The following is a 21731-nucleotide window of genomic DNA, read 5'->3' on the forward strand; positions in this document are numbered from 1 at the left end:
TGAAGAGATTTTACCATTCTTAAACAGGACACAGAAAAGAGCGCTGTTGACATGGGCGGTTGAACATATGGATCTAGAGGATCTGACAGAGTGTGCACCTTTCATGGAAGAAGAGATGATAAGCGAATATGTGAAACGATATGTTGAGGAAGAAAGAGATGATGATTTGAGTGAAATGTATGTTTTCATGGATCAGGACACAAAGAAGCTTCTGATCAAGTATTATCTTGATCATCAGATGAATGATAAACTGATGACATTATTATCATTGATGAACTAAAAAAGAGCTGTTGAGGAACAAAAATCCTTAACAGCCTTTTTATTTTTAAAATCCATTCAGATTTTTTATGAGCTTCCTTCATTTCATCTAAAATGATTATTGCTTGATCAACATCCTACACCTGTGGATTAACCGTCAATACCATCAAAGCAATAAGAATAATATTTTATAATAAGTATCTTATCATCAACTACCCTTTTCATATGAATCAATGAACTATCCACTACCTAACAGATGTAAACTAAAGAAAATCATAATATAAAAAAAGATACAAAAGACAAAATACTCTTATAATACAGAGCTCTTCCTTTGTATCATATATATCTATATTCACTTTTTTAATCAATTCTTTTTTTGAAGATTTTCAAACACCTGTGTCAATACATCCCCACATTTTTCATGCAGTACACAGTCTGCCATATCATCATAAGGCGTCTTCTGTAAATTGATCAAAATACATTTATTCCCTTGATAATAATTCATAAGATTCGCTGCCGGATATACATTTAAAGAAGTTCCCGCAACGATAAATACGTCACACTTAGAAACATAAGCAATGGCTTTTTCAAAAACACCTGCAGGTAAGGCTTCGCCATAAAAAACGATATCCGGACGAATCAGACCACCACAAGTACATCTTGGAATTTGTTCCTTCTTTAAAAAGTCGAATACCTGTGCTTCGGTATATTGTAAATGACAGCGGTCACAAGAGTATGTTGCCGTTGTTCCATGCAATTCCAATACATTTTTACTTCCTGCCATCTGATGCAGAGAGTCAACATTCTGAGTGATGACCGCTTTGCATTTTCCTATCTTCTCTAACTCGGCCAACACCTTATGGGCACGATTCGGCAAAGCGTTGGGATGAATAAATTCATGGATATAATAATCATAGAAAATATCCGGATGCCGGCGTGCAAAATCAATGCTGAGGCATTCTTCAGGGCTCACGTTTCGACCATTGCACATATATTGTTTTTGATAGATTCCATGATCGCTTCTAAAATCAGGAATCCCCGATTCTGTCGATACTCCGGCACCACCAAAGAAAACAATATTATCACTCTTTTGTATCCATTCAGTTATCTGTGCTATCTTTTCATCCATACATCATCGCTTCCTTTATTCAGTTAAAACTACGATCAAAATCGCCAATGAAATCGTTATTACAAGAACGATAGCTGTAACTGAAAGAACATAGGCCACAACCTTACGCGTACGATAAAAAGTATCGGTTTCAGCTCTTTCATCATAATAATAATTACCGCGATAACGACGAATGATACGCTGTGCACATAAGGTACGGAACAGCTGGGTATTCCCTGTTTCACTTAAAACCATTTCTTTTGATATGGCATTTCCCTTATCAAACGCATGATATTTAGAAAATACACTTTTTATATCAGATATGCCCTCATTCACATTCTGATAAGAAGCAGGATCTTCTATACCCCGATCACTTCTTATATTACGCATGATGCTCTGTACCCCTATAAAGGCAAAGATAATAGAAATGACATAATCTTTGATCATTCCTGTCATCAATTCATCTGAGCTGAAAAACCATTTATAATAGGTCAGATTCAGTGCAAAACCATCTCTTGCCAGATAGATAAGCGGAATGATCACAAAATTCGCAACCGTTACAATGATCAATGTTATGATACCAATGATCCAGACAGTTCCTTTATTGACAGGCCCATTAAGCTTCTTATATCCTGCATAAGCACCCATCGCAATCAAGATAGCTGCCAGTGAAGAAAGCAAATTTAAGAAGACATAGGCAGCAATCCATGGAATCGCTGCAATCAGTCCGCCAATAAGCGCCCCAAATATACCACTGACAATATTCCCCTTATTTTCCTGCATACTGCTATTCTCCTAAACGTTTATAATATTGAATGGCTATACAGCCGATACCGGTATGACAACCTACGGTACTGATCAATGGGATCAAATGTGCGGAAGCACCCGGAAAGGCTGCCTTGATCTTATCCAGCATGACCTCGCAGTTGCTTTTTTCTTTTACATAAGCAACATAGACATTATATAAATCACCGACACCTTGTTCCTTCATAAACGAAATGACACGATCCATTGCTTTATTCAACGTACGAACCTTATCAAAGACATCAATTTTTCCTTTTGTCGTCTGATCGATTCGTAAGATCGGACGAATTTTCAAAAATCCTGCCAGCTTGGCTGCCATAGGCGTCAAACGGCCGCCACGTACCAAATGATCAAGATCCATTGGCAATAAGATCGTGGAAGCACTGGCAATCACCTTATCCAATTCTTTTAAAATTTCATCAATCGACTTGCCCGCTTCATACATTTTCTTTGCCTGTGTCACACAATAAAATTCTACTTCTGCCGTCACATGCGTATCAACAAAAATAAACTTCAAGCCAGCTTCCTCACAAGCTAAACGGAAAGCATTTCCTGTTCCGGATAATCCGGAGCAGATAGGTACACAGAAAACAGTATCATAGCCGTCGTCTTTAATTTGTGCGATCGTATCATGAATCATTCCCAGCGGAGGAAGACTCGTCTTTAAAGGCACCTGCTTTTCAACCATATCATAAATCTCTTCAATACTTTTATCTTCTAGCTCAAGATAATTCGTACTTTCATCACTGATCTGCAGCGGACAGCTATAAATACCTAATTCCTTTAGCTGTGCGACATTTCTTCCCGTACCGCTGTCACATACAAATGCTACTTTCATAACGACCCTCCTTTATATTTTCTTAAAAGCCTGTATTCCAATACAGTCAATTCCTGTATGAACAGAAATAACGCTCACTAGAGGAACAATTTCAATATGATGATTCGGAAAAGCTTCCTGAAGCTTTTCTTTTGTCAAAAGGGCATGTTCCATACCATTGCTGTGAGCAACCCAAATGTTATAACTGTCATCCACACCACGATCCTTCAATTCTTTCACAACACGCTCAACAGCTTTATTAAACGTTCTGATCTTATCAAACACATCAATTTTCCCATCACAGCTGGCATCGATCTTCAATACCGGCTTGATCTTCAACAGACCTGCAAGCGTTGCAGCCAATGGGGTTGATCTTCCGCCCTTCTTTAAATGATCCAGTTCGTTTGGAATAACAAACGTCATTCCATCATCTCCCATTTTCTGGATCTTTTCTTTGATCTCGTTTAGATCCTGACCTTCATCATACATTTCTTTGGCACGTGTGATTGCATAAAGCTGCAGCATAGCCGTTGTATGCACATCGACATGAATAAATTCCAAACCATTTTCCTCTGCAGCCAAACGCAGCGCATTGTAACAGCTGCTTAATCCCGGATTGATCGGAATGCAGAAAACAGCCTCATAGCCTTCATTTTTTAAATCCTTAAATGTCTGGTTGATCAATCCGAGCGGTGGGATGGACGTGCTCATCATGACCCCATCTTCAATATATTCGTAAATTTTTTCCAGTGGTGCGTCCACAAAATCAAGCAACGCATTTTCCTGATCCGGAAGCACGATCTGCAACGGCAGACTGATGATTCCTTTTTCCTTCATTTTATCAGGATGAACCCCACATGAACTATCTGTAATAAAAGCAACTTTCATTCTATTTTACCTCGTTTCCGTCCTTTATTATACACCAAACGTTTCTTTTAATGAAGCAATTTTGAACTCTTTGAAAGAAGAGAAGATTTTGTTATAATAGGGACATGCCAAGAATCAAAGAAGAAGTCATTCATGAATTTACAATTGAAAAAAGCCGCTTCATCACTTACTTACAACGCATTGATAATGAAGAAGAGGCAAAAGCCTATATCACCAAAATCAAAAAGATGCATCCCAATGCCAATCATCATTGCAGTGCTTTTATTTATGGTGATCACAGTGAATTTCAACGAAGCAGTGATGATGGCGAACCCAGCGGTACGGCAGGTGTTCCTATGCTGGAGTGCTTAAGAAAAAATGATATGCAGAATATCGTTGCAGTCGTAGTACGCTATTTTGGCGGAATCAAGCTGGGAGCCGGCGGACTGATCCGTGCCTATTCCAAAAGTATTTCGCTGGCACTGGAAAACGCTACCCTTGTCGAAGCCAAAAAGATGCAGGAATATATCTGTACTTTTTCCTATGACCTGATCGGTCCCTTGGATTATTACTTTTCTAAACATAATATTCAGATACTCGATAAGCAATATGAAGAAAAGGTAACCTATACCTATATCTGTGAACATGACATTACAGATGAACTCATGGAAATGAGCAAAGGAAAGATCATAAACACTTACCAAAAAGAATGTATCATTGAATGTGAGATCAAAAATAAAGATAGTTATAAAAACAAATAAAAAAAATTTAATTTTTTTAGCACTCAACTATTGACAGTGCTAAATTATGTGATATAATATAAGCGTAGTTAAGGAAAGGACCTTAGCTCAGGTATGAATTTTATATCCCAGCGTTTTCACTGAGATTAAAAAAAAGAAAGAGGCGATGTTTTATGAAATTCTACCCAACTATAAATAACGTATTTGATGATTTATTCTATGACCCGTTCATGAGTCGTTCCAGCAATAACATGAGAACTGATATTATAGAAAAAGAAAACGAATATGAATTAAGCATGGAATTGCCGGGATTCAATAAAGAAGATATTCGTATGGAATTAAAAGACGGATATTTAATGATCAGCGCTAATAAGAATACCGATAACGAAGTCAAAGATGATAAAGGACATGTCATTCGTCGTGAACGTTATCAGGGAAACTGCAGCCGAAGCTTCTATGTCGGTGATGTGAAAGAAGAAGATATCAAGGCCTCATTTACGAATGGTGAATTAAAAGTATCTCTTCCTAAGAGCAATGTTAAGCACGCTGAAGAAAAGAAGTATATTGAGATACAGTAATGTAAAGCCAACTTTCGTTGGCTTTTTGTAAAAAGAGGTGTTATATATGTTTTATCCGGGATTTGATTTTGAAGAAGAATTTAAACGGAATTGGAATAGAAAAGTAAAAAGGATGCGTTGGATCTGTCTATTATTAGGTTTATTGATGATAGGCGTAGGCGTTGCCTGTATCTTTTTCCCAATCCAAGCGTTTGATGTCGTCAAAACGATCGCAGCTGTCATCATCATCGGATTTGGTGTGTATTCAATCATCAATTTCTGTTTGACTTCCTCTTATTTTAAAGAGCCTATTCATGTTATCACAGGTATCATAAATATATTGTTTGGTATTTTATTGCTTCAGACACCTTCTGAGATAACTGCCATGTCATTAACGATCATGTTTGCGATCATGCTGATGTTTTACGGAGCAGAGAAAATTGCCTTTGCCCGAAGATTTAGTTTTTTTGGAATGATCAATACCGGCTCTTATACATTCAGCGGTGTACTTACGATCCTGATGGCAATTATCTTTCTGATCCTGCCATGGACATCGGCAATCCTGATTAATTATATCATTGCCGCTTATTTGATCATCGATGGTGTAACATTGCTGATAGAAGCGATCAACATAAAGAAAATACGGTAGATTCAAGTTCAGCTAATAAAGCTGAACTTTTTTTATTGAAACCATTTATAATAGTCGGATTATGCTTTCTGCAATTTTATCTGCACTTAATCCATACTTGTCAAATAATTCTGCTGTACTTCCGCTCTCTCCAAATACATCTTCAATTCCTATACGAATCACTTTACATAAGCGATAGGGTGCCAAGACTTCACATACCGCACTTCCCAGTCCATTGATGATGCTGTGTTCCTCACATGTCACGATATATTCATGCGTCTTTGCCATCTCTATCAACAACTTTTCATCAATAGGCTTGATGGTCGCAATATTCACGATCGTTGGCTCAATTCCCTCTTTTCCTAACAGCTCTCCTACCTTCATTGCTTCCTGTACCATCATTCCGCTGGCGATGATACAGACTTTTTTCCCTTTCCGAATTATCCTACCTTTCCCATATTCAAAACGATAGGATTCATCAAATACATCCTCAACCTTGCTTCTTCCTAAACGTACATAGCAGGGGCCTTCTATTTCTGATATTGCTTTAATGATTGCTTTTGTTTCTATCGCATCGCAGGGCTGAAAGACCTTCATATTCGGAATCACTCTCATCAGCCCAATATCTTCGTTGCACTGATGGCTCGCTCCATCTTCCCCTACGCTGATTCCTGCATGTGTTGCACAGATCTTTACATTCAGATTTGAATAGCAGATTGAATTTCTGATCTGCTCATAGGCTCTGCCGCTCGCAAACATCGCAAAGCTTGACGCATATACGATCTTTCCACTTGCTGCCAGTCCGGCCGCCACACCCATCATATTGCCTTCCGCAATTCCCATATTGAAATGCCTCTTTGGGCATGCTTTTTTTGCTTCTATCGTTTTTGTGCTCTTTGTCAGGTCAGCATCCAAAACAACTATCTTCTCATTTTCAACAATTAATTCTGCCAGCGCCTTTCCACAGGCTTCTCTTGTCGCCATGCTCACCTCACTCACCTCCCAGTTCCTTTAATGCTTCTTTTAACTGTTCTTCATTCGGAGCACTGCCATGCCATGCCGACTGATTTTCCATAAAGGATACGCCCTTGCCTTTGATCGTATGGGCAAAGATCAGCGTTGGCTGTCCCTTGATCGTCTTTGCCTGTGCAAAGGCTTTTTCTATTTCATCATAGTTATGTCCATCAATTTCAATGACATGCCATCCAAAGGCTTTAAATTTCTCATCCAATGGTGATGGATCCATGACATCGTGAATGCTGCCGTCGATCTGTAAACCATTATAATCCAAAATCGCACATAAATTATCTAATTTGTAATGAGCTGCTGCCATTGCAGCTTCCCATACCTCTCCTTCTTCACATTCGCCATCTCCTAAAAGGACATAGATACGATGATCATTTTGATCGAGTTTATTGGCTATTGCCATACCTACTGCCGCACTGATACCCTGTCCTAAGGAACCTGTCGACATATCCACACCATCCAACAGTTTCATGCTGGGATGTCCCTGAAGTCTGGAATTGATTTTTCTGAAAGTCATCAGTTCATCTTCATCAATGAAACCTTTTTCTGCCAGTACTGCATAAAGCAAAGGAGAAGCATGACCTTTACTTAGTACAAAGCGATCACGATCGATGCCTTTCACATTATCTTCATTGATATCCATGACATTAAAATATAAATAGGTAATGATATCGGCACTGGAAAGGCTGCCTCCGATATGTCCGCTTTGTGCATTGGCCACCATTTTTAAAATATTTTTACGAATGTTTATGGCATGTTGTTGTAATTGTTTTTTTGTATCATACATGATAAATCTCCTCATATTAACAGCTTCTGATTCTACAATTAATAAGTACCCAAATTAAAAGATAACGGATAGTTTTAGAAATAAAATATCACTATCCGTTTTTTTGCTATTTGCTACTTGATTAATAGTATTGACTATCTTTAACAGTATTCATTAATACTTTAACTTTTTCTAGATCCACACCATTATTGACATCATTATCAATTTTGATAGAACTGCCAATAATAATACCATCTGCATATTGAAGAAATTCTTTAACATTACTTTGCTTTATTCCACTTCCAATTAAGATTGGAACATCCTTAAACTTTTCTTTTAGTTCTTTAATTTCTTCAACTTTAGGATTTTGCCCAGTTGCTTTGCCAGTTACAATAACTGCATCAGCACCAGACTCTACAGCTTCATGAACCGCATCCGCTAATTTTATATCGGCCATCGGATAAGTATGTTTTACATTCACATCTGCAAAAATCATAAACTCCGATGGATATAAACTTTTTTTTCTCATTAGTTTAGGTGCACTAGAATAACTTATTCCATGAGTACCTATTCTATTTTCTACAAATGATTCTACTCGTATAAAGCTTGCTTTTGTAGCAAAAGCCATTGCACATTCATGATCAGTACAATTAAATTGAATATTGATTCCAAAAGGTAAATCAGTAATTGCTTTAATTTTATTCACAATAGAAATCATGATAGAATAAGCTTCTAATGAGATTGTGTTATCATAGGGTATGTCTCCAAAATTTTCGATAATAAATGCATCAACCCCCCCCTCAACTAACGCTTTTACATCACTTAATGCTCTTTTTTCAATCTTTTCTATATCACCATCAAATAATGGGCTTGAAGGTAATGGCAGTAAATGAACCATGCCAATGATAGGCTTTCTTTTAAATAATTCCTTATATTTCAATTACATCTCCTCCAATAATTTATTAACAAAAACAATACTGTTTTTCGCTTCATCTATCATTTTTAACACATCTAAATCACAAACCTGAGAATAGTTATTACGATTTACTAAAAGATCAATCAATAAATTGAAATTGAAACCGCATATCAAATAAATATCTTCTTTTAAATATGAAACAATTCGATTACAAGGTGTTCCTCCTACGATATCCGCTAATATGACAACTCCTGATCCATCATTTAATTCTTTTAATTTTTTATTAATTTGATTATCAAAATCATCTATCACCATTTCTTCTTTAAAGCATAGATAATCAAATGATTCTATTTCATCACTGAAAAACATTTTAGCAGAATTATGCATACCTTTCGCCATTTCACCATGGCTTACTAATAAAATTCCTATCATATATATCTCCCATGAACTAGAACCAGATCGTATTTTGTACAACATGTCAATGACGTCCATTCAAATGCCGCATATTCATAATCATAATAAATACGAATTACAAAATGAGTAGCCTCATTATCATATAAAGTGGTTAATAACAGAGAACCATCCTTTTCCCATATATACTGTCCATAAGTATAAGGTTCATTGTAATTTAATAAATCCTTCTTTGGCTTTGATAACGAATCATAATATGGGGGAAATAATTCAATAATATTAGAAATACTCTTTTTCAAAGCGTTGTGCTTATATATACAACTATATTTTTGGCCTTTCTGAACTACTTCAAATATTAAATCATCTTGATCGAAAGATACTTTAAATGATGTAATTCCATAAAGATCATTGATAACTTTTACTTCCTTTCCATCAATAATATCTTTCATAGGAGAAACATACTCTTTTTTCTCAATAACCATTTTCCTATTCTTTAAATACGTATCTAGTATATCTTGTTCTGAATCAATCATCTCATTTTTTAACGCAGGTAATATTGTTTCATTAAAGATATCTAACATTGGCTGCGAACTGGATCCTCTCGCATTTACCGCCATAACAAAGTTAAATTCAGGAAGCATTAAGCACATTTGCCCCCATAGACCTGACATTCTAACTCCACCATTTACACAATGCCAGCATTGTAGTCCATATCCCTGACGACTTTCATGTTTACTTTCTGGAAAAACATTTGAGTTATCAATTTGCTTAGAAAGTTGCATCATACACCATTCTTCTGAAAGAATTCTTTTCCCTTGATAAACACCTTTATTGATTAATAAATAACCCGTCTTTGCCAATCCAATAGTCGGAATAAATAAACCTAATCCTCCAATTGTGATTCCATCTTTATTATCAAAGAAATAAGCGTTCGTAATTCCAAGAGGTTCAAATAACTCTCTTTGTAGTCCAGCTGCCACTGATTCATTCATGACTTTTGAATATACCGCTGAAAGTAGAAATGTAGCCAATGAATCATAATGGAACATACTTCCAGGTTCAAATGTGATAGGATTATTTAATAATGCACTTACCCAATCTCTATTCTCATCCAAAACCGGCGTTGTAAGTTGTCCCATTGACATTGTCATAACATGTTTAATCGTTACTTTTTTAATTGCTTCATTTCTAGGATGAATTTTTATATCGGTAAAAAAATCAACAACCTTATCATCTAAATGAATGAGGCCTTTATCATAAAGAAGTCCAATAGCAATACCTACAAATGTTTTCGTTACCGAGTTTACTACATGTGGTCTGCTTGTATCATAAGGCGCCCATTTTGCATCTAAGATTACTTTCCCATTTTTTATCATCACTATTCCATGAGGTTCAATTTTATTTTCTAACTTTTCAAGAAAATCACGAACACTTCTAGGATTCAAATTTTCTTGTAAGCAATTACTTCTTTCTAAATCACACATATAACCTCCTAGAAAAAAGAGCTACAGCAATTGCTATAGCTCAAATATTTTTATGCAAATATTCCAAGCAAATAACCGATTGCTCCTATTACCATTGTAATGACCATCAATACAATTGGATTCGCTTTTTTCTTTGTTATCAAATAATATAAGAATAATGTATAAGTCATTGGCAATAAGTACGGAACCATACTATCTAATGTTTCTTGCAGACTAATAACAGATTCTCCAGCATTAAATTCAACACCTAGATTAATTGTCACAAAAACTGCTGAAAAGCCACCCATGATAATACATCCAAGGATTGAAGCATATTCTCTAATCTTATCAATCAATCCCGCTTCTTCTATATTCGCAACTAATTCTACACCTTTTTCATATCCTTTAAAGATACCAAACCAGTTAATCAATTGTCCAATACCACCCATAATAACAAAGAATAAGATAGATCCTAATGGGCTTGTATAACCGCTTGCCGTAACTAAACTAACAGCTATACCTGCAAAGATAGGACGAAGCGTACCATGATATAATGTATCACCAATTCCTGCTAGAGGTCCCATCATAGCTGCTTTGATCGCTCCTATAGATTCAGCTGGAATATCTCCTTCATTAGCAAGTCGTTCTTCCATTGCTGCGGTAATACCAATAACTGTTTTTGCACATTGAGCTTCTGTCAAAAAGATTTCCTGATGACGCATATATGCCTCAATACGTTTATCTTTATCTGGATATAATTTTTCAATAATCGGCATCAAAGATAAAGTGAAACCTATAGATTCAAATTTCTCATTATTACATCCGACAGTAAACCATTGACTTGACCAGAATAGTTTCCATAAATCATGCTTATCTAATTTTGCCATGAATGTCCCTCCTATTCTTGTTTAGCAGATTTTTCTTTAAACATATAGATAATACCTACAACTACAACGGCTAACATTGTAATTCCCAGATTTCCTACACCTAAATAAGCTGAGAAAATAAATCCCAAGAAGAAGAATGGCCATGCAGAACGGAAATTTATTGATTTTAATAATAAAGCAAGTCCCACTGCACCTATCATGCGACCACCACAATTGATTGCAGCAAGCACGTTTTCTGGTATAGTTTCAAGTAAAGCCACACATACATCTGCACCAAAATATACAGCAACAAATGTTGGTATAACAAACAAAATCATATGATATACCCCAACAGGTACTACAATTCCCCATAATTTCATCGCCCTTGTATCTGCTTTCGATGCAGCTTTTTCAAAACGTTGCATTGCAAATGTATTCATAAAAGTATTTCTGAAAGTTAACAACGCACTTCCCAAAATCGCAATTGGTAAAGCTGTCGCAATCGCTACTGTTGCATCACCTGTTGCAACTGCTAAGGCTGTTGCGATTCCCGTTGATAAAATTTCATTTGGCGGAACTGCTGAACCAACCCAGACAGTTGCCAAGAACATTAATTCTACTGTTGCACCAACTTCAAGTCCGATCTCTAAGTTACCTAAGGCTAAACCCATTAATGGTCCTAATACAATTGGTCTATACGTCCAAACATGGATCCATTCATAATCTAGCCAGACAATAAACATGACAAGAGATGCTATAAGTGCCTGTGTTAATAACATAATTTCTCCTTTCTTTTAGTATTTGTTATTTATAAGGTCAATTGCATCAATTGGGCGTTCATCTGGTACCAGTTTTATATATATATTTACACCCTTAGAGGCAATACCTTTTAAACAATCGACATCATTCTGCTCAACATGAATATTTTTCAGAAGCATTTTTCTTCCTGTTTGTGATTTGGTCATACTAATATTTCCCAAATTCACCTCAGAAAGTACTAAGCCATAATTCAACATTTTAAGCATATTTTCAGGATTTCTTACTATTAGAAAAATTGCATCATTTTCATGTTCATGGATGAAAGTAACCGCATCTTGTAAAGAACACATTTCTAATTTAATAGTCTTAGGTGCAGCCAATCGTAACATTAGCTGCTGGGTTTTATCATTCATAACGATATCATCTGCAACGACAAGATATTTTGCTTTTGAAAATTCAATCCAAGCATGGACAATTTGCCCATGAATTAAACGGTCATCAATTCTGGCTAATGTTACTGACATATTTTTTCCTCCTTTACTCAGTAATTACTTCTACACCTTTACTACTAATAATATCTCTTAACTCTTTAGGTATCTCATCAGCGATCAATTTATCAATATTTTCAAAACCTGTTACTTTGATGAGTACTTTCGCATTCATTTTGCTATGATCAGCCATCATAAATACTTCGTTAGCTGATTTAAGCATTGCCTTCTTTATTTCTACTTCACGAATATCCCGATTTGATATTCCGAAATCAGCATCAATGGCATCACAACTAAGAAATAATTTCTCTACATGAATACCTTTATAGAAATCAACTGAATCATATCCCGTCAGTGTATAAACACCCGGAATCAAGGAACCACCTGAAACATTCACACTGACATCTTTCTTTTTCGATAGTTCCAATGCTATCTGTAAATCATTTGTAAATACTGTTAAATTTTTTGCATTAATGCATTTTGCTAATTCCAAGGTTGTAGAACCTGAATCAATGATCAATATATCTCCATCGTTGATATATCTATTTGCAATCTCCGCAATCTTTCGTTTTTCTTTTTTATGCTTTTGAAATTTGATATCTGAAGGGATTACATCATTAATCTTATATGAATTAATCATTACCCCACCATGCGTTTTAACTAAAAGACCTTTTTCTTGCAAAACCCTTAAATCTGTACGAATCGTTACAAGAGAAGTATTCAGAAGATCACTTAATTCTTTGGTTGATGCTTTTTTGTTTTTTGTTACATAATCTAAAATATATTTTTGTCTTTCCTCTTGGTACATTTGCTTTTTCCAGTTTAAACATTTCTTTTGCTTTCGTTTGGTTTCTTTTTACATCTATATATTACCAAACAGCTTATTAAATGTCAACACTTTTTCTTTCTTTTTATTTCTTTTATTTTCTTTTGCTTTCTATTTGCCGGCATTAATAAATTCTGTGATTTTTCTGTGTAACTGTATCGGATCATCTAAAAGCTTCATCAAACTACTTCCTACAAAAAAACCATCAACGCCAGCTTTCTTTATTGTTTCTACGTCTTCTAACGTCTTAATACCAACCCCTGCGTAAATTTCTTGCTTAACTCCGTTCTTCCTTAAATAATCAACTATTTTATCAGGTGTTTCGTATCCTTTTTTTACTTTCTGCCATGATGGCGGAAAAGCCTGCATATAAACAAAGCCTTTACTATCAAGACAATTTTTTAATTCACTTTCATTAACATCATAATGAAAAGGGGCCACAAATTTCATTCCTCTTGATGTCAAAATATCCCTCACATCCAAATGATCATTTACATCAGGACATATGACTGAGTTAATCTTACATTTATCATAAAATGATATTAAACAATCAAAACCGATTTCCTGCATGACTTGTGTAAATAAAAGAAGATTGATTTCTAATGATGGATGATTCTTCCTTACTTGTTGAACTGCTTTCATATAAACAGCGTAATCCGAACAATTTTTTAACGCTTTTCTCATGAAGTCAACTATCAAATCACTCTCTCCTATCGGATCATACAATGGAAAACTTATTTCTACCGCTTCACAGCCAGCTGAAACATAGTTTTCTATACTGATAATACTTTGCTCAATAGATGGATAGCCAAAAGGTATATAGCCAATGAATTTCATTTATTTCTTCTCCTTTCTTTTGCTTTCTTTTCCTTTCTTTTTCATTATATATTTACATTTATTGGAAGTCAATCCAATACTACAATTAAAATATAGTTTCACCGAAATCTTTATACATATCTTTACCATCACCTAATCTATAATTTCTGCTATCCGAAAAAGAAACTTTAGTGTAAAATATACTCAATGGCAGGTAATATTATGGAAACAAAAAAATATAAAGATGATAGTATTGTGATCGTTGCACAAGGTGCCTTACGTCAAACACAGAAAGAAATATTAAAACAGGAAGCAAAAGGAGTTGAGATTACTACGCTCAACCGTTTCATTCAATCGCTTGATAAGACAAATACAATTGAATGGACTTTATGCTATGAATGTTATCAGCGATTTAAAAGCATTAAGGATCAGCTTCATTATTTTAAAAATACGCTTCTTTCATCCTCCTTTATTGATGAATGTCTAAGCTTTCTCGATCTGCTTCATTTCTATGAAATAAGTCTTGATGAGCTTCCTTGTGAGAAAGAAAGTGATCAAGAGCTTATGATCATATTAAAAAGCATCTATGATCTGAAAACACGTTCAATCTGTTACAAGGAGAATCTTTCTTCACTTGGCGATCTTTCCAATGTTTATATCAATATCGCACATCCGACATTAATAGAAGAGAAATACATTCAGATATTCGCAGACCATCAGGCCCATGTAATATCAAAGCATCAAAATAAGCCTGCATATGAATACTATCATGCCAATAATCCCAGATGTGAAATTGAAAGCATTGCGCAAAAAATCATATATGAAGAAATGGATGTCAATGATGTCATGATTGCTTTATGTGATCCTAAAAGCAAGACGTTGTTGGCCTCTGTCTTTGATCGGTATCAGATTCCTTATCATCTATCCTTATCAAAATCTTCATCGTATGCCTTTCAGGCCGCAAGCTTATTAGAATTTGCCCTGAATCCGACACCCGAAACCTTTTATGAGTGTCTGACCCAAAGCTGCTTTGGTGATATGAGCGATCTGATCAAAGCTCAAAAAATCTATCCTTATGCATATGATGAAGCTTATCCTGATTTAAATAAACAAAGGTTCCACAGCGATCTTTTCAGTGAATATGAAATCAAAGATCTGACTCGTATCATAGAAAAAGCAAATCTTCAGAAACAGCAGATACTCCCATACTGTCAACGATTGCTCTCAGATGATATTCCAGGCATCATGATGGCAGCAGATGAAATATTAAGGCATTTTCATGCTTCTACTTTAGATTTTCGAAATTCTCTGTTGAAAATACAAAATCTTTTCAAAGAGAGTCTTCCTTATATTAAAGAAAAAGAAGATATGCGCTTATTGATCGATGAAATACGCAAGATCAGAGTTAATGAAGCTGACAAACGTATGAACAGCGTTACGGTACTTCCTTATTCACAGATCAATGAGTGCTTGCCGATAACCTTTATCTGTTCTGCAACCCAGAATCATTTTTCGAGCTTTACGCCTATGAGCGGTATTTTCGGTGAAAACTATGTTGCCAGCATCAAAAAATTCCCTTCATTGATGACTCGTTATCAGCGATATCATCAAAGCATGCTGGAAAGGATCCTAAACGGCCAGCGAATCATCATTTCCTACCCGCTGAGCGATTATGTAGGAAAAAATTTTGAATCAAGCTTGGATATCGAAGCTCTTCTTCAAAAAGAATCGATACCTTATCCGCTTACGCAAACAAGTGAGCTAAAGGAAACGATACTGCCTTTAAGTGAAAATACAGCTGAACAAATTTATATGAAGGATCATGAGATCAAAGGATCAGTTTCTTCTCTTGAAAAGTATGTAGGCTGTCCTTATGCATATTTTTTAAGATATGGATGCCACATCAAAGAACCACTTGAAGCAGGTTTTAACGTCCAGAAGATCGGTACGCTAAATCATGCCGTCCTGGAAACCTTGGTCGGACGTTATCAGAAGGATTATACGAAAGCTTGTGTTGATGAGATAAGTGAAATCATTGATTTATATATGTCTGATATGAAAGCTGTTTTTCCACATATCGACTTTGATTTAATTCGTGATCGATTGATTGAAAATATGAAAATGAATCTTTATATTCTTGATGAAATGGAGGCTCATTCTTCAATGACGCCAAAATATTGTGAATATAAGTGGGAAAGAATCGTACCTGTCAACGATACAGTCAACCTGCATCTTGTCGGCTATGTCGATCGTATTGATACCTCTTCTGGAACCTTTCGGATCATGGATTATAAGAGTTCTTCAAAAAGGCTGCAGAAGGATCATGTCTTTTCAGGTCAGCAGTTACAGCTTTGTACTTATCTGATGCAAATGAAGGATGAATTAAAGCTGCGTCCTTTAGGCGGCTTTTACTATTCCTTTCAAAACGGCAAGCTTGAGCTTCCTTATCAAAAGCTCGCCCGCAGATCTAAAACCATTGATACGATCACACAAGAAGCCATTCAGAAAGAAGTGGTTCGTGCAAATCGGCTTCAGGGATGGATCTTCGATGAGAATGTAGAGATCATGGATGATGATGCAGCCCATGTATCAGGTCTGAAAAATACAAAAAGCAAAGGAATTTATGCATCCTCTGTCTTTGATATTGATGAAGTCAGTGATTGTATCCAAGAAATGATGAAGCTGATCGCTTCTCAGATTTTAAGCGGTGATATACGGTTAGAGCCTAATGAAGCGGCCTGTCTTTTCTGCAAGTACCGGCCTATCTGTCGATTCAATGGCAGCTATACGGAGAAAAAACAGCTGGTGGATCTGCCGCCATGCATGAGAAAGGAGGAAGATCATGGGCAAACAATGGAATGAGGCACAAAAAGAAGCCATTACTACCCGGCATCGCAATATTCTAGTCAGTGCAAGTGCCGGAAGCGGCAAGACAGGGGTCCTGGTTCAACGCTTAGTAGAACTTGTCATTTTGGATCACATTGAAATTGATGAAATACTTGCCATGACTTTCTCAGAAGATGCCGCCAGTGAGATGAAAAAACGTCTTTCAAAAGAAATCAATCAGCTGGTCTTAAATGAAAAAGATGAGAATAACAGACAGTATCTTTTCTCACAGCTCTCTAAATTATCAAATGCTCATATCTCAACGATTCACTCGTTTTGTTATTCGATCATTAAAGATTATTATTATCTTTTAGGTCTTTCCGCCAAAAGAATTTCAAATTTATGTGTTGAAAGCACTCAGAAGATCTATCAGGACCAGGCTTTAGAAGAAGTTATGGCGATCAAACAAAAAGAAAAGAAACACACTTTCTATCAGCTGTGTGCCATGCTTTCTTCACGTCCTGAAAATCTTCAGCCAGTCAAAGATATCATTTTAAAAACAGCTTCAATGGCAGATTCTCAAAGCAATCCTGAAATATGGCTGGATGAGGCATTAGCGGCCTATGATCCGGATACTTTTGAGAAGGATACCAAGGTCCGTCAAGTTTTTTTAGATTACTGGAAGGGAAAGCTTCAAACCTATCAGCAGTGCTTTGAAACGATCCGTCAGCAGTTTGAAGAACATTATCCCGACGAAGAAAAGAAGATCCATGCTTTTTATAAGAAATATGATCTTATTCGTGATATTCATCTTGTCAGCGATTTTGATGAATTCTCTAAACAGATACTTGTATGTGCCAAACAGCCGGTGCCGACTTCTCCGGATTCACAAAATATCTTTTATAAAGAAGCAAGAGATGAGATCATTGCCATCGAAGATGAAGTTTTAGCGGTTCCTCCTACTGATGTCATGAAGAAAATGACCCATGAGATCATTGATATCGTTTCTGAACTGATCGATTGTGTACGCATTTATTTCAAGCATTATGAAGCGATAAAAAATGAAAAAGAAGTGATTGATTTTTCTGATATGGAACATATGGCACTTAGACTTTTAAAAGAATTTCCTCGTGTTGCCGAACATTACCGTTCTCTTTTTAAAGAAATCATGGTCGATGAATTTCAGGACAGCAATGATGTGCAGGATGAACTCGTACGTTTGATCTGTCGTGAAGACAATGTTTTCCGTGTCGGCGATGTCAAACAATCGATCTATGGCTTTCGACATGCCCTGCCTCAAATCATGCAGTCATACAAGGAAAAGGAAGACAGTTATAATAAAGTCATCCGATTTAATAAAAATTATCGTTCAGATGCGACCATCGTAGAATTTAATAATGTTTTATATGAAATTCTTATGAATATCGAAGGCTTTGATTCCTTGCCTTTTAAAAGCGAAGATTTAAGTGAGATCGGTCTTGCTTCACAAAAAGAAGATAATCAGCCTATTGTCTTCCATGCCCTTGATCCCAACCTAAAAACTTATGCAGATGAAAAAATTAATAAAGATATTTATAAAGCGGAATATATCGCTCATGAGATCATTAGACAGAGCAAGGATCATGAATTTAAAGATTTTGCGGTATTAGTACGCAGCAACGCAAAAATGGAAGTTTTAAAAAAGGTCTTTGAGAAATATCATATCCCTTACTATATGAACCAAAAAAGCGGTTTTTACGAATCACGAAGCATTCAGATCCTGCTTTCCATGCTTAATGCCCTTTGTGATCCGGAAAATGACTTTCATTTCGCAGCGATTCTCACCAGTATCTTTTTTCAATTTGACAGTGATTCATTAGCCAAAATCTCACAAAAGAAAAATAAATCTTATTATCAATGTTTAAAAGAGCAGACACCTCAAGTCTTACATGAGTTTGAACGTATCCGCAATTCCTCATATACGATCCGGCAAATGATCCAGGAATGTTTCAAATGGAATCATTTTTACGATACCTGCTCATTTCAGGATCAGACCAACTGTGATTATTTCTATGAATTGGCCTGTGATTATGAAGAAAACATCAGCTGTGAATGCATCAACTTTTTAACTTACATCGATTCATTAAAGGATCAGCAAACCGCCCAAACGAGTACAATCGGGAAAAACGACAACGTGGTTCGTTTTATGAGCATCCATAACTCGAAAGGACTTGAATTCCCTATCGTTTACCTATGGTCAACCAGCCATATGAAAAAGATGGAACTTAGTGATATGGTGCTTTGTGATAATGAATTAGGAATCGGCATGAATATCATGCAATTTCCTTACCGCAATGTTTTCAAATCTTATCAGCGCATTGCCATTGAACATAAGAAAAATCGTGATGAATTAGAAGAAGAGCTGCGTATCCTCTATGTTGCGACGACCCGCGCAAAAAAACAGCTGCATATCGTAGACTTCCTGGATCCAAAACTGGATATTGATCATGGCATTACCTACTCCAAGGTCAATGCCCGCAAAGGTACGACCAGCTGGATATTACAGGCGATGAATCATTTACATAAGGACCATCTTTTCAGTATTCACTATGTTGATCATCTGTGGGAAACAGCACCTTTGGAGAAGATGAAGACATCTGCTTCCTTGCTTCCCCGATACAAGGATACGCAGGTCATCGAAATTCTTTCACCGAGTGAAACTGAAACTATTGATTTTGGGGTGCGCCCACTAAGTTTTCGTGACAGCGATGCCGCTCATCGCGGTACCACTTATCATGCTTATCTGGAGCATTTACCATCTGTGCCATGGAATGAAACATTGATACATGAAATCTCCGCTAAGTATCATCTTGACATAGATGACAGGCTTCTTTTTGATCTGATGAAGCTGAATCAGAATGAAATTTTCAGATCGCTCCAACATACTCAAATCTATCACGAATATCCGTTTCTTGTTCAAGACGGAACTACAATATTACATGGATATATGGACTTTTTATCTATTGGAGATGTCATTACGCTCATTGATTTCAAAAGTGATGCAGTGGAGGATGAAAGTATTTTGATCGATCGCTATACCTCACAGCTAACGGCTTATACAAAAGCCTGCCGGCTTCTTTTCAAAGATAAGATGATCCGGACTTATATTTATTCATTTTCATTGTCTGAGATGATCGAAATGAAATCATAACATATCAAAATCGTCCTTTATGGGACGATTTTTATCACAAAACAGTCTAATATAATATAGCAAAGCAGTTTGACAAAATATCACAAATCAGTCCGATAAAATACCACAAAATGGTTTGACAAAGTGCCACAAAATAGTATAATAACAATAGGAAGATGGTGAGATTATTGTGGAATATAAAAAAAGGATCGTAGATGCACAGTTAGATCTTAAATTAGAAAGTTTTGGTGCTGCTTTGATCGTTGGTCCAAAAGGATGTGGAAAAACTACTACGGCAAAGCAGAAAGCTAAAAGCATTGTTGAATTTCAAGATGAAGATATTCGCGATAACTTACTAGCAGTCGCAAATAACCAGCCGTCAAGGCTACTCATTGGTGAAACTCCAAGGTTATTCGATGAATGGCAAGACGCACCTAAAATCTGGGGAGCTATTAGAAAATCCATTGATGATCGTCAAGAAAATGGCTTATACATATTAACGGGTTCAACGTCACAAAATGTGAACACCCCTCATACAGGAACCCAAAGAATTTCTACCTTAAAAATGTATCCTATGAGTTTGTATGAAAGTCTAGAATCAAATGGAAGCGTATCTTTGATTGATTTATTTAATCATCCTGACCAATTTGATGGATGTCAATCCAATATAAACTTAGATGATTTAATTTTCGCAATTTGTAGGGGTGGATGGCCAAGAGCAATTAACAATAAAACGAAACAATCTCAACTAGAAATTGCTAAGGATTTATTCAAACAGACATATACAGTAGATATTTCTAACATTGATGGAGTCAAGCGAAATCCTATGTGGTCAGAAACAATATTAAGATCTTATGCTAGAAATATATGTACATTAGCAAAAAAAAGTACAATACAAGCAGATGTAGAAGCGACTTGTTCAATATCAAAATCAACTTTTTTTGATTATGAGAATGCTTTAGAAAAACTTTATATTATTGAAAATATTCATTCGTGGTGTCCTGCAATCCGATCAAAATCAGCCATTCGTGCTTCCAATAAAATTAATTTTATAGATCCATCAATAGCTGTTGCAGCATTAGGTCTTAGTCCTGAATACTTCAATTTAGATTTTAAGACACTAGGTTTTCTATTCGAGTCATTATGTATTAGAGATTTAATTATTTATTCTTCTAAAAACAATGGTAAAGTCTCCTATTATCATGACCGATATGGGTTAGAAGCTGATGCAGTACTACATTTAGAAGATGGAAGATATGCATTAATAGAAATCAAATTAGGAGCAAATGAAATCGACGAAGGTGCACACCACCTTTGTGAAATCGAAAAACTTATAAATGACCATAATAAAACAGAAAAACAAGTACCTATTCGTTTACCAGACTTAAAAATTGTACTTACTGGAACAGAATATGGGTATCGTAGGGATGATGGAGTCTTAGTAATTCCAATCGGATGTTTAAAAGATTAATAAGATCATTCAAAAGAGGTGAAATTTAATAATTTTCACCTCTTTTTATTTTACCTAAGCAACACTAAATATAACAGAATCGTTTAAACATTCAAAGTGAATGCTAATTCACAGCCAATAGTTCCACCACCAATAATAACTCGTTTCCC

21 protein-coding genes are annotated in these 21731 nt (G+C 35.9%); 7 read left to right on the plus strand and 14 right to left on the minus strand.

The genetic code is table 11. The features are described from left to right. On the plus strand, window positions 1-280 hold a 280-nt coding region (locus ACZYT3_RS05380), incomplete at its 5' end, for a hypothetical protein (RefSeq protein WP_464087952.1). A 342-nt stretch (window positions 281-622) separates the two neighbouring features. Here the strand turns inward: ACZYT3_RS05380 and ACZYT3_RS05385 are convergent. From ACZYT3_RS05385 to ACZYT3_RS05400, 4 genes are read right to left on the minus strand one after another with little or no spacing between them, the layout of a single operon-like run. After that, on the minus strand, window positions 623-1387 hold the full coding sequence (locus ACZYT3_RS05385) for an NAD-dependent protein deacylase (protein ID WP_464087953.1): 765 nt from the start codon (window positions 1385-1387) through the stop codon (window positions 623-625). 15 nt (window positions 1388-1402) lie between these two features. After that, window positions 1403-2149 (minus strand): hypothetical protein, encoded by a 747-nt coding sequence (locus ACZYT3_RS05390; protein WP_464087954.1) that lies wholly within the window; start codon window positions 2147-2149, stop codon window positions 1403-1405. A 4-nt stretch (window positions 2150-2153) separates the two neighbouring features. Further along, entirely contained in the window at window positions 2154-3008 is an 855-nt protein-coding gene (locus ACZYT3_RS05395; RefSeq protein ID WP_294562851.1) for a DegV family protein, read from the minus strand. Between the two features lie 12 nt (window positions 3009-3020). Next, window positions 3021-3875 (minus strand): DegV family protein, encoded by an 855-nt coding sequence (locus ACZYT3_RS05400; protein ID WP_464087955.1) that lies wholly within the window; start codon window positions 3873-3875, stop codon window positions 3021-3023. 104 nt (window positions 3876-3979) lie between these two features. Between ACZYT3_RS05400 and ACZYT3_RS05405 the strand changes: the two genes are divergently transcribed. The 3 genes from ACZYT3_RS05405 (at window position 3980) to ACZYT3_RS05415 (ending at window position 5800) form a co-directional block, all read left to right on the plus strand. Next, window positions 3980-4615 carry a YigZ family protein gene (locus ACZYT3_RS05405; protein ID WP_464087956.1) on the plus strand — a complete coding sequence of 212 codons (636 nt, stop codon included), beginning with the start codon at window positions 3980-3982 and terminating at the stop codon, window positions 4613-4615. Between the two features lie 152 nt (window positions 4616-4767). Next, window positions 4768-5172, plus strand: a complete 405-nt coding sequence (locus tag ACZYT3_RS05410; RefSeq protein WP_464087957.1) for an Hsp20/alpha crystallin family protein — start codon at window positions 4768-4770, stop codon at window positions 5170-5172. A 46-nt stretch (window positions 5173-5218) separates the two neighbouring features. Next, window positions 5219-5800, plus strand: a complete 582-nt coding sequence (locus ACZYT3_RS05415; protein WP_464087958.1) for an HdeD family acid-resistance protein — start codon at window positions 5219-5221, stop codon at window positions 5798-5800. A 45-nt stretch (window positions 5801-5845) separates the two neighbouring features. On the opposite strand, the gene ACZYT3_RS05420 is transcribed toward ACZYT3_RS05415, so the two are convergent. The 10 genes from ACZYT3_RS05420 to ACZYT3_RS05465 all read right to left on the minus strand — a co-directional run bounded on the left by ACZYT3_RS05420 (window position 5846) and on the right by ACZYT3_RS05465 (window position 14137). Then, complete coding sequence (locus ACZYT3_RS05420) at window positions 5846-6763, minus strand: transketolase family protein (RefSeq protein WP_464087959.1); 918 nt, start codon at window positions 6761-6763, stop codon at window positions 5846-5848. 7 nt (window positions 6764-6770) lie between these two features. Next, window positions 6771-7592 (minus strand): transketolase, encoded by an 822-nt coding sequence (locus ACZYT3_RS05425; RefSeq protein WP_464087960.1) that lies wholly within the window; start codon window positions 7590-7592, stop codon window positions 6771-6773. 121 nt (window positions 7593-7713) lie between these two features. Beyond that, window positions 7714-8511 (minus strand): BtpA/SgcQ family protein, encoded by a 798-nt coding sequence (locus tag ACZYT3_RS05430; RefSeq protein ID WP_273398956.1) that lies wholly within the window; start codon window positions 8509-8511, stop codon window positions 7714-7716. Next, on the minus strand, window positions 8512-8919 hold the full coding sequence (locus ACZYT3_RS05435; RefSeq protein ID WP_273398953.1) for a PTS sugar transporter subunit IIA: 408 nt from the start codon (window positions 8917-8919) through the stop codon (window positions 8512-8514). It abuts the gene before it with no gap. Beyond that, complete coding sequence (locus tag ACZYT3_RS05440; protein WP_464087961.1) at window positions 8916-10382, minus strand: serine hydrolase domain-containing protein; 1467 nt, start codon at window positions 10380-10382, stop codon at window positions 8916-8918. The genes ACZYT3_RS05435 and ACZYT3_RS05440 overlap by 4 nt, the downstream gene beginning before the upstream one ends. Before the next feature lie 50 nt (window positions 10383-10432). After that, window positions 10433-11248, minus strand: coding sequence for a PTS system mannose/fructose/sorbose family transporter subunit IID (locus tag ACZYT3_RS05445; protein WP_273398947.1), 816 nt, complete (start codon window positions 11246-11248; stop codon window positions 10433-10435). 11 nt (window positions 11249-11259) lie between these two features. Next, window positions 11260-12006, minus strand: coding sequence for a PTS mannose/fructose/sorbose/N-acetylgalactosamine transporter subunit IIC (locus ACZYT3_RS05450; RefSeq protein WP_273398945.1), 747 nt, complete (start codon window positions 12004-12006; stop codon window positions 11260-11262). A gap of 15 nt (window positions 12007-12021) precedes the next feature. Then, window positions 12022-12510, minus strand: coding sequence for a PTS sugar transporter subunit IIB (locus tag ACZYT3_RS05455; protein ID WP_273398942.1), 489 nt, complete (start codon window positions 12508-12510; stop codon window positions 12022-12024). 13 nt (window positions 12511-12523) lie between these two features. Further along, window positions 12524-13282 carry a DeoR/GlpR family DNA-binding transcription regulator gene (locus tag ACZYT3_RS05460; RefSeq protein ID WP_273398939.1) on the minus strand — a complete coding sequence of 253 codons (759 nt, stop codon included), beginning with the start codon at window positions 13280-13282 and terminating at the stop codon, window positions 12524-12526. A 129-nt stretch (window positions 13283-13411) separates the two neighbouring features. Next, on the minus strand, window positions 13412-14137 hold the full coding sequence (locus tag ACZYT3_RS05465; RefSeq protein ID WP_273398936.1) for a tryptophan synthase subunit alpha: 726 nt from the start codon (window positions 14135-14137) through the stop codon (window positions 13412-13414). A 201-nt stretch (window positions 14138-14338) separates the two neighbouring features. Here ACZYT3_RS05465 and ACZYT3_RS05470 point away from each other — a divergent pair, with 201 nt between their 5' ends. The 3 genes from ACZYT3_RS05470 (at window position 14339) to ACZYT3_RS05480 (ending at window position 21582) form a co-directional block, all read left to right on the plus strand. Next, window positions 14339-16978 (plus strand): PD-(D/E)XK nuclease family protein, encoded by a 2640-nt coding sequence (locus ACZYT3_RS05470; protein ID WP_464087962.1) that lies wholly within the window; start codon window positions 14339-14341, stop codon window positions 16976-16978. Beyond that, the gene (locus ACZYT3_RS05475) at window positions 16959-20132 is read left to right on the plus strand and encodes a UvrD-helicase domain-containing protein (protein WP_464087963.1); all 3174 of its coding nucleotides are present in this window, start codon (window positions 16959-16961) and stop codon (window positions 20130-20132) included. Before ACZYT3_RS05470 ends, ACZYT3_RS05475 begins: the two co-directional genes overlap by 20 nt. 169 nt (window positions 20133-20301) lie before the next feature. Continuing rightward, the gene (locus ACZYT3_RS05480; protein WP_464087964.1) at window positions 20302-21582 is read left to right on the plus strand and encodes an ATP-binding protein; all 1281 of its coding nucleotides are present in this window, start codon (window positions 20302-20304) and stop codon (window positions 21580-21582) included. Window positions 21583-21731 lie beyond the last annotated feature (149 nt).

Source organism: Traorella sp. mt218 (assembly GCF_055420025.1).

Coding starts and splice junctions, on each gene's coding strand:
- ACZYT3_RS05445 (WP_273398947.1), bottom strand. CDS start 11,248: ATGGCAAAATTAGATAAGCATGATTTATGGAAACTATTCTGGTCAAGT.
- ACZYT3_RS05425 (WP_464087960.1), bottom strand. CDS start 7,592: ATGTATGATACAAAAAAACAATTACAACAACATGCCATAAACATTCGT.
- ACZYT3_RS05395 (WP_294562851.1), bottom strand. CDS start 3,008: ATGAAAGTAGCATTTGTATGTGACAGCGGTACGGGAAGAAATGTCGCA.
- ACZYT3_RS05405 (WP_464087956.1), top strand. CDS start 3,980: ATGCCAAGAATCAAAGAAGAAGTCATTCATGAATTTACAATTGAAAAA.
- ACZYT3_RS05390 (WP_464087954.1), bottom strand. CDS start 2,149: ATGCAGGAAAATAAGGGGAATATTGTCAGTGGTATATTTGGGGCGCTT.
- ACZYT3_RS05415 (WP_464087958.1), top strand. CDS start 5,219: ATGTTTTATCCGGGATTTGATTTTGAAGAAGAATTTAAACGGAATTGG.
- ACZYT3_RS05475 (WP_464087963.1), top strand. CDS start 16,959: ATGGGCAAACAATGGAATGAGGCACAAAAAGAAGCCATTACTACCCGG.
- ACZYT3_RS05460 (WP_273398939.1), bottom strand. CDS start 13,282: ATGTACCAAGAGGAAAGACAAAAATATATTTTAGATTATGTAACAAAA.
- ACZYT3_RS05465 (WP_273398936.1), bottom strand. CDS start 14,137: ATGAAATTCATTGGCTATATACCTTTTGGCTATCCATCTATTGAGCAA.
- ACZYT3_RS05470 (WP_464087962.1), top strand. CDS start 14,339: ATGGAAACAAAAAAATATAAAGATGATAGTATTGTGATCGTTGCACAA.
- ACZYT3_RS05385 (WP_464087953.1), bottom strand. CDS start 1,387: ATGGATGAAAAGATAGCACAGATAACTGAATGGATACAAAAGAGTGAT.
- ACZYT3_RS05410 (WP_464087957.1), top strand. CDS start 4,768: ATGAAATTCTACCCAACTATAAATAACGTATTTGATGATTTATTCTAT.
- ACZYT3_RS05435 (WP_273398953.1), bottom strand. CDS start 8,919: ATGATAGGAATTTTATTAGTAAGCCATGGTGAAATGGCGAAAGGTATG.
- ACZYT3_RS05455 (WP_273398942.1), bottom strand. CDS start 12,510: ATGTCAGTAACATTAGCCAGAATTGATGACCGTTTAATTCATGGGCAA.
- ACZYT3_RS05420 (WP_464087959.1), bottom strand. CDS start 6,763: ATGGCGACAAGAGAAGCCTGTGGAAAGGCGCTGGCAGAATTAATTGTT.
- ACZYT3_RS05440 (WP_464087961.1), bottom strand. CDS start 10,382: ATGTGTGATTTAGAAAGAAGTAATTGCTTACAAGAAAATTTGAATCCT.
- ACZYT3_RS05400 (WP_464087955.1), bottom strand. CDS start 3,875: ATGAAAGTTGCTTTTATTACAGATAGTTCATGTGGGGTTCATCCTGAT.
- ACZYT3_RS05450 (WP_273398945.1), bottom strand. CDS start 12,006: ATGTTATTAACACAGGCACTTATAGCATCTCTTGTCATGTTTATTGTC.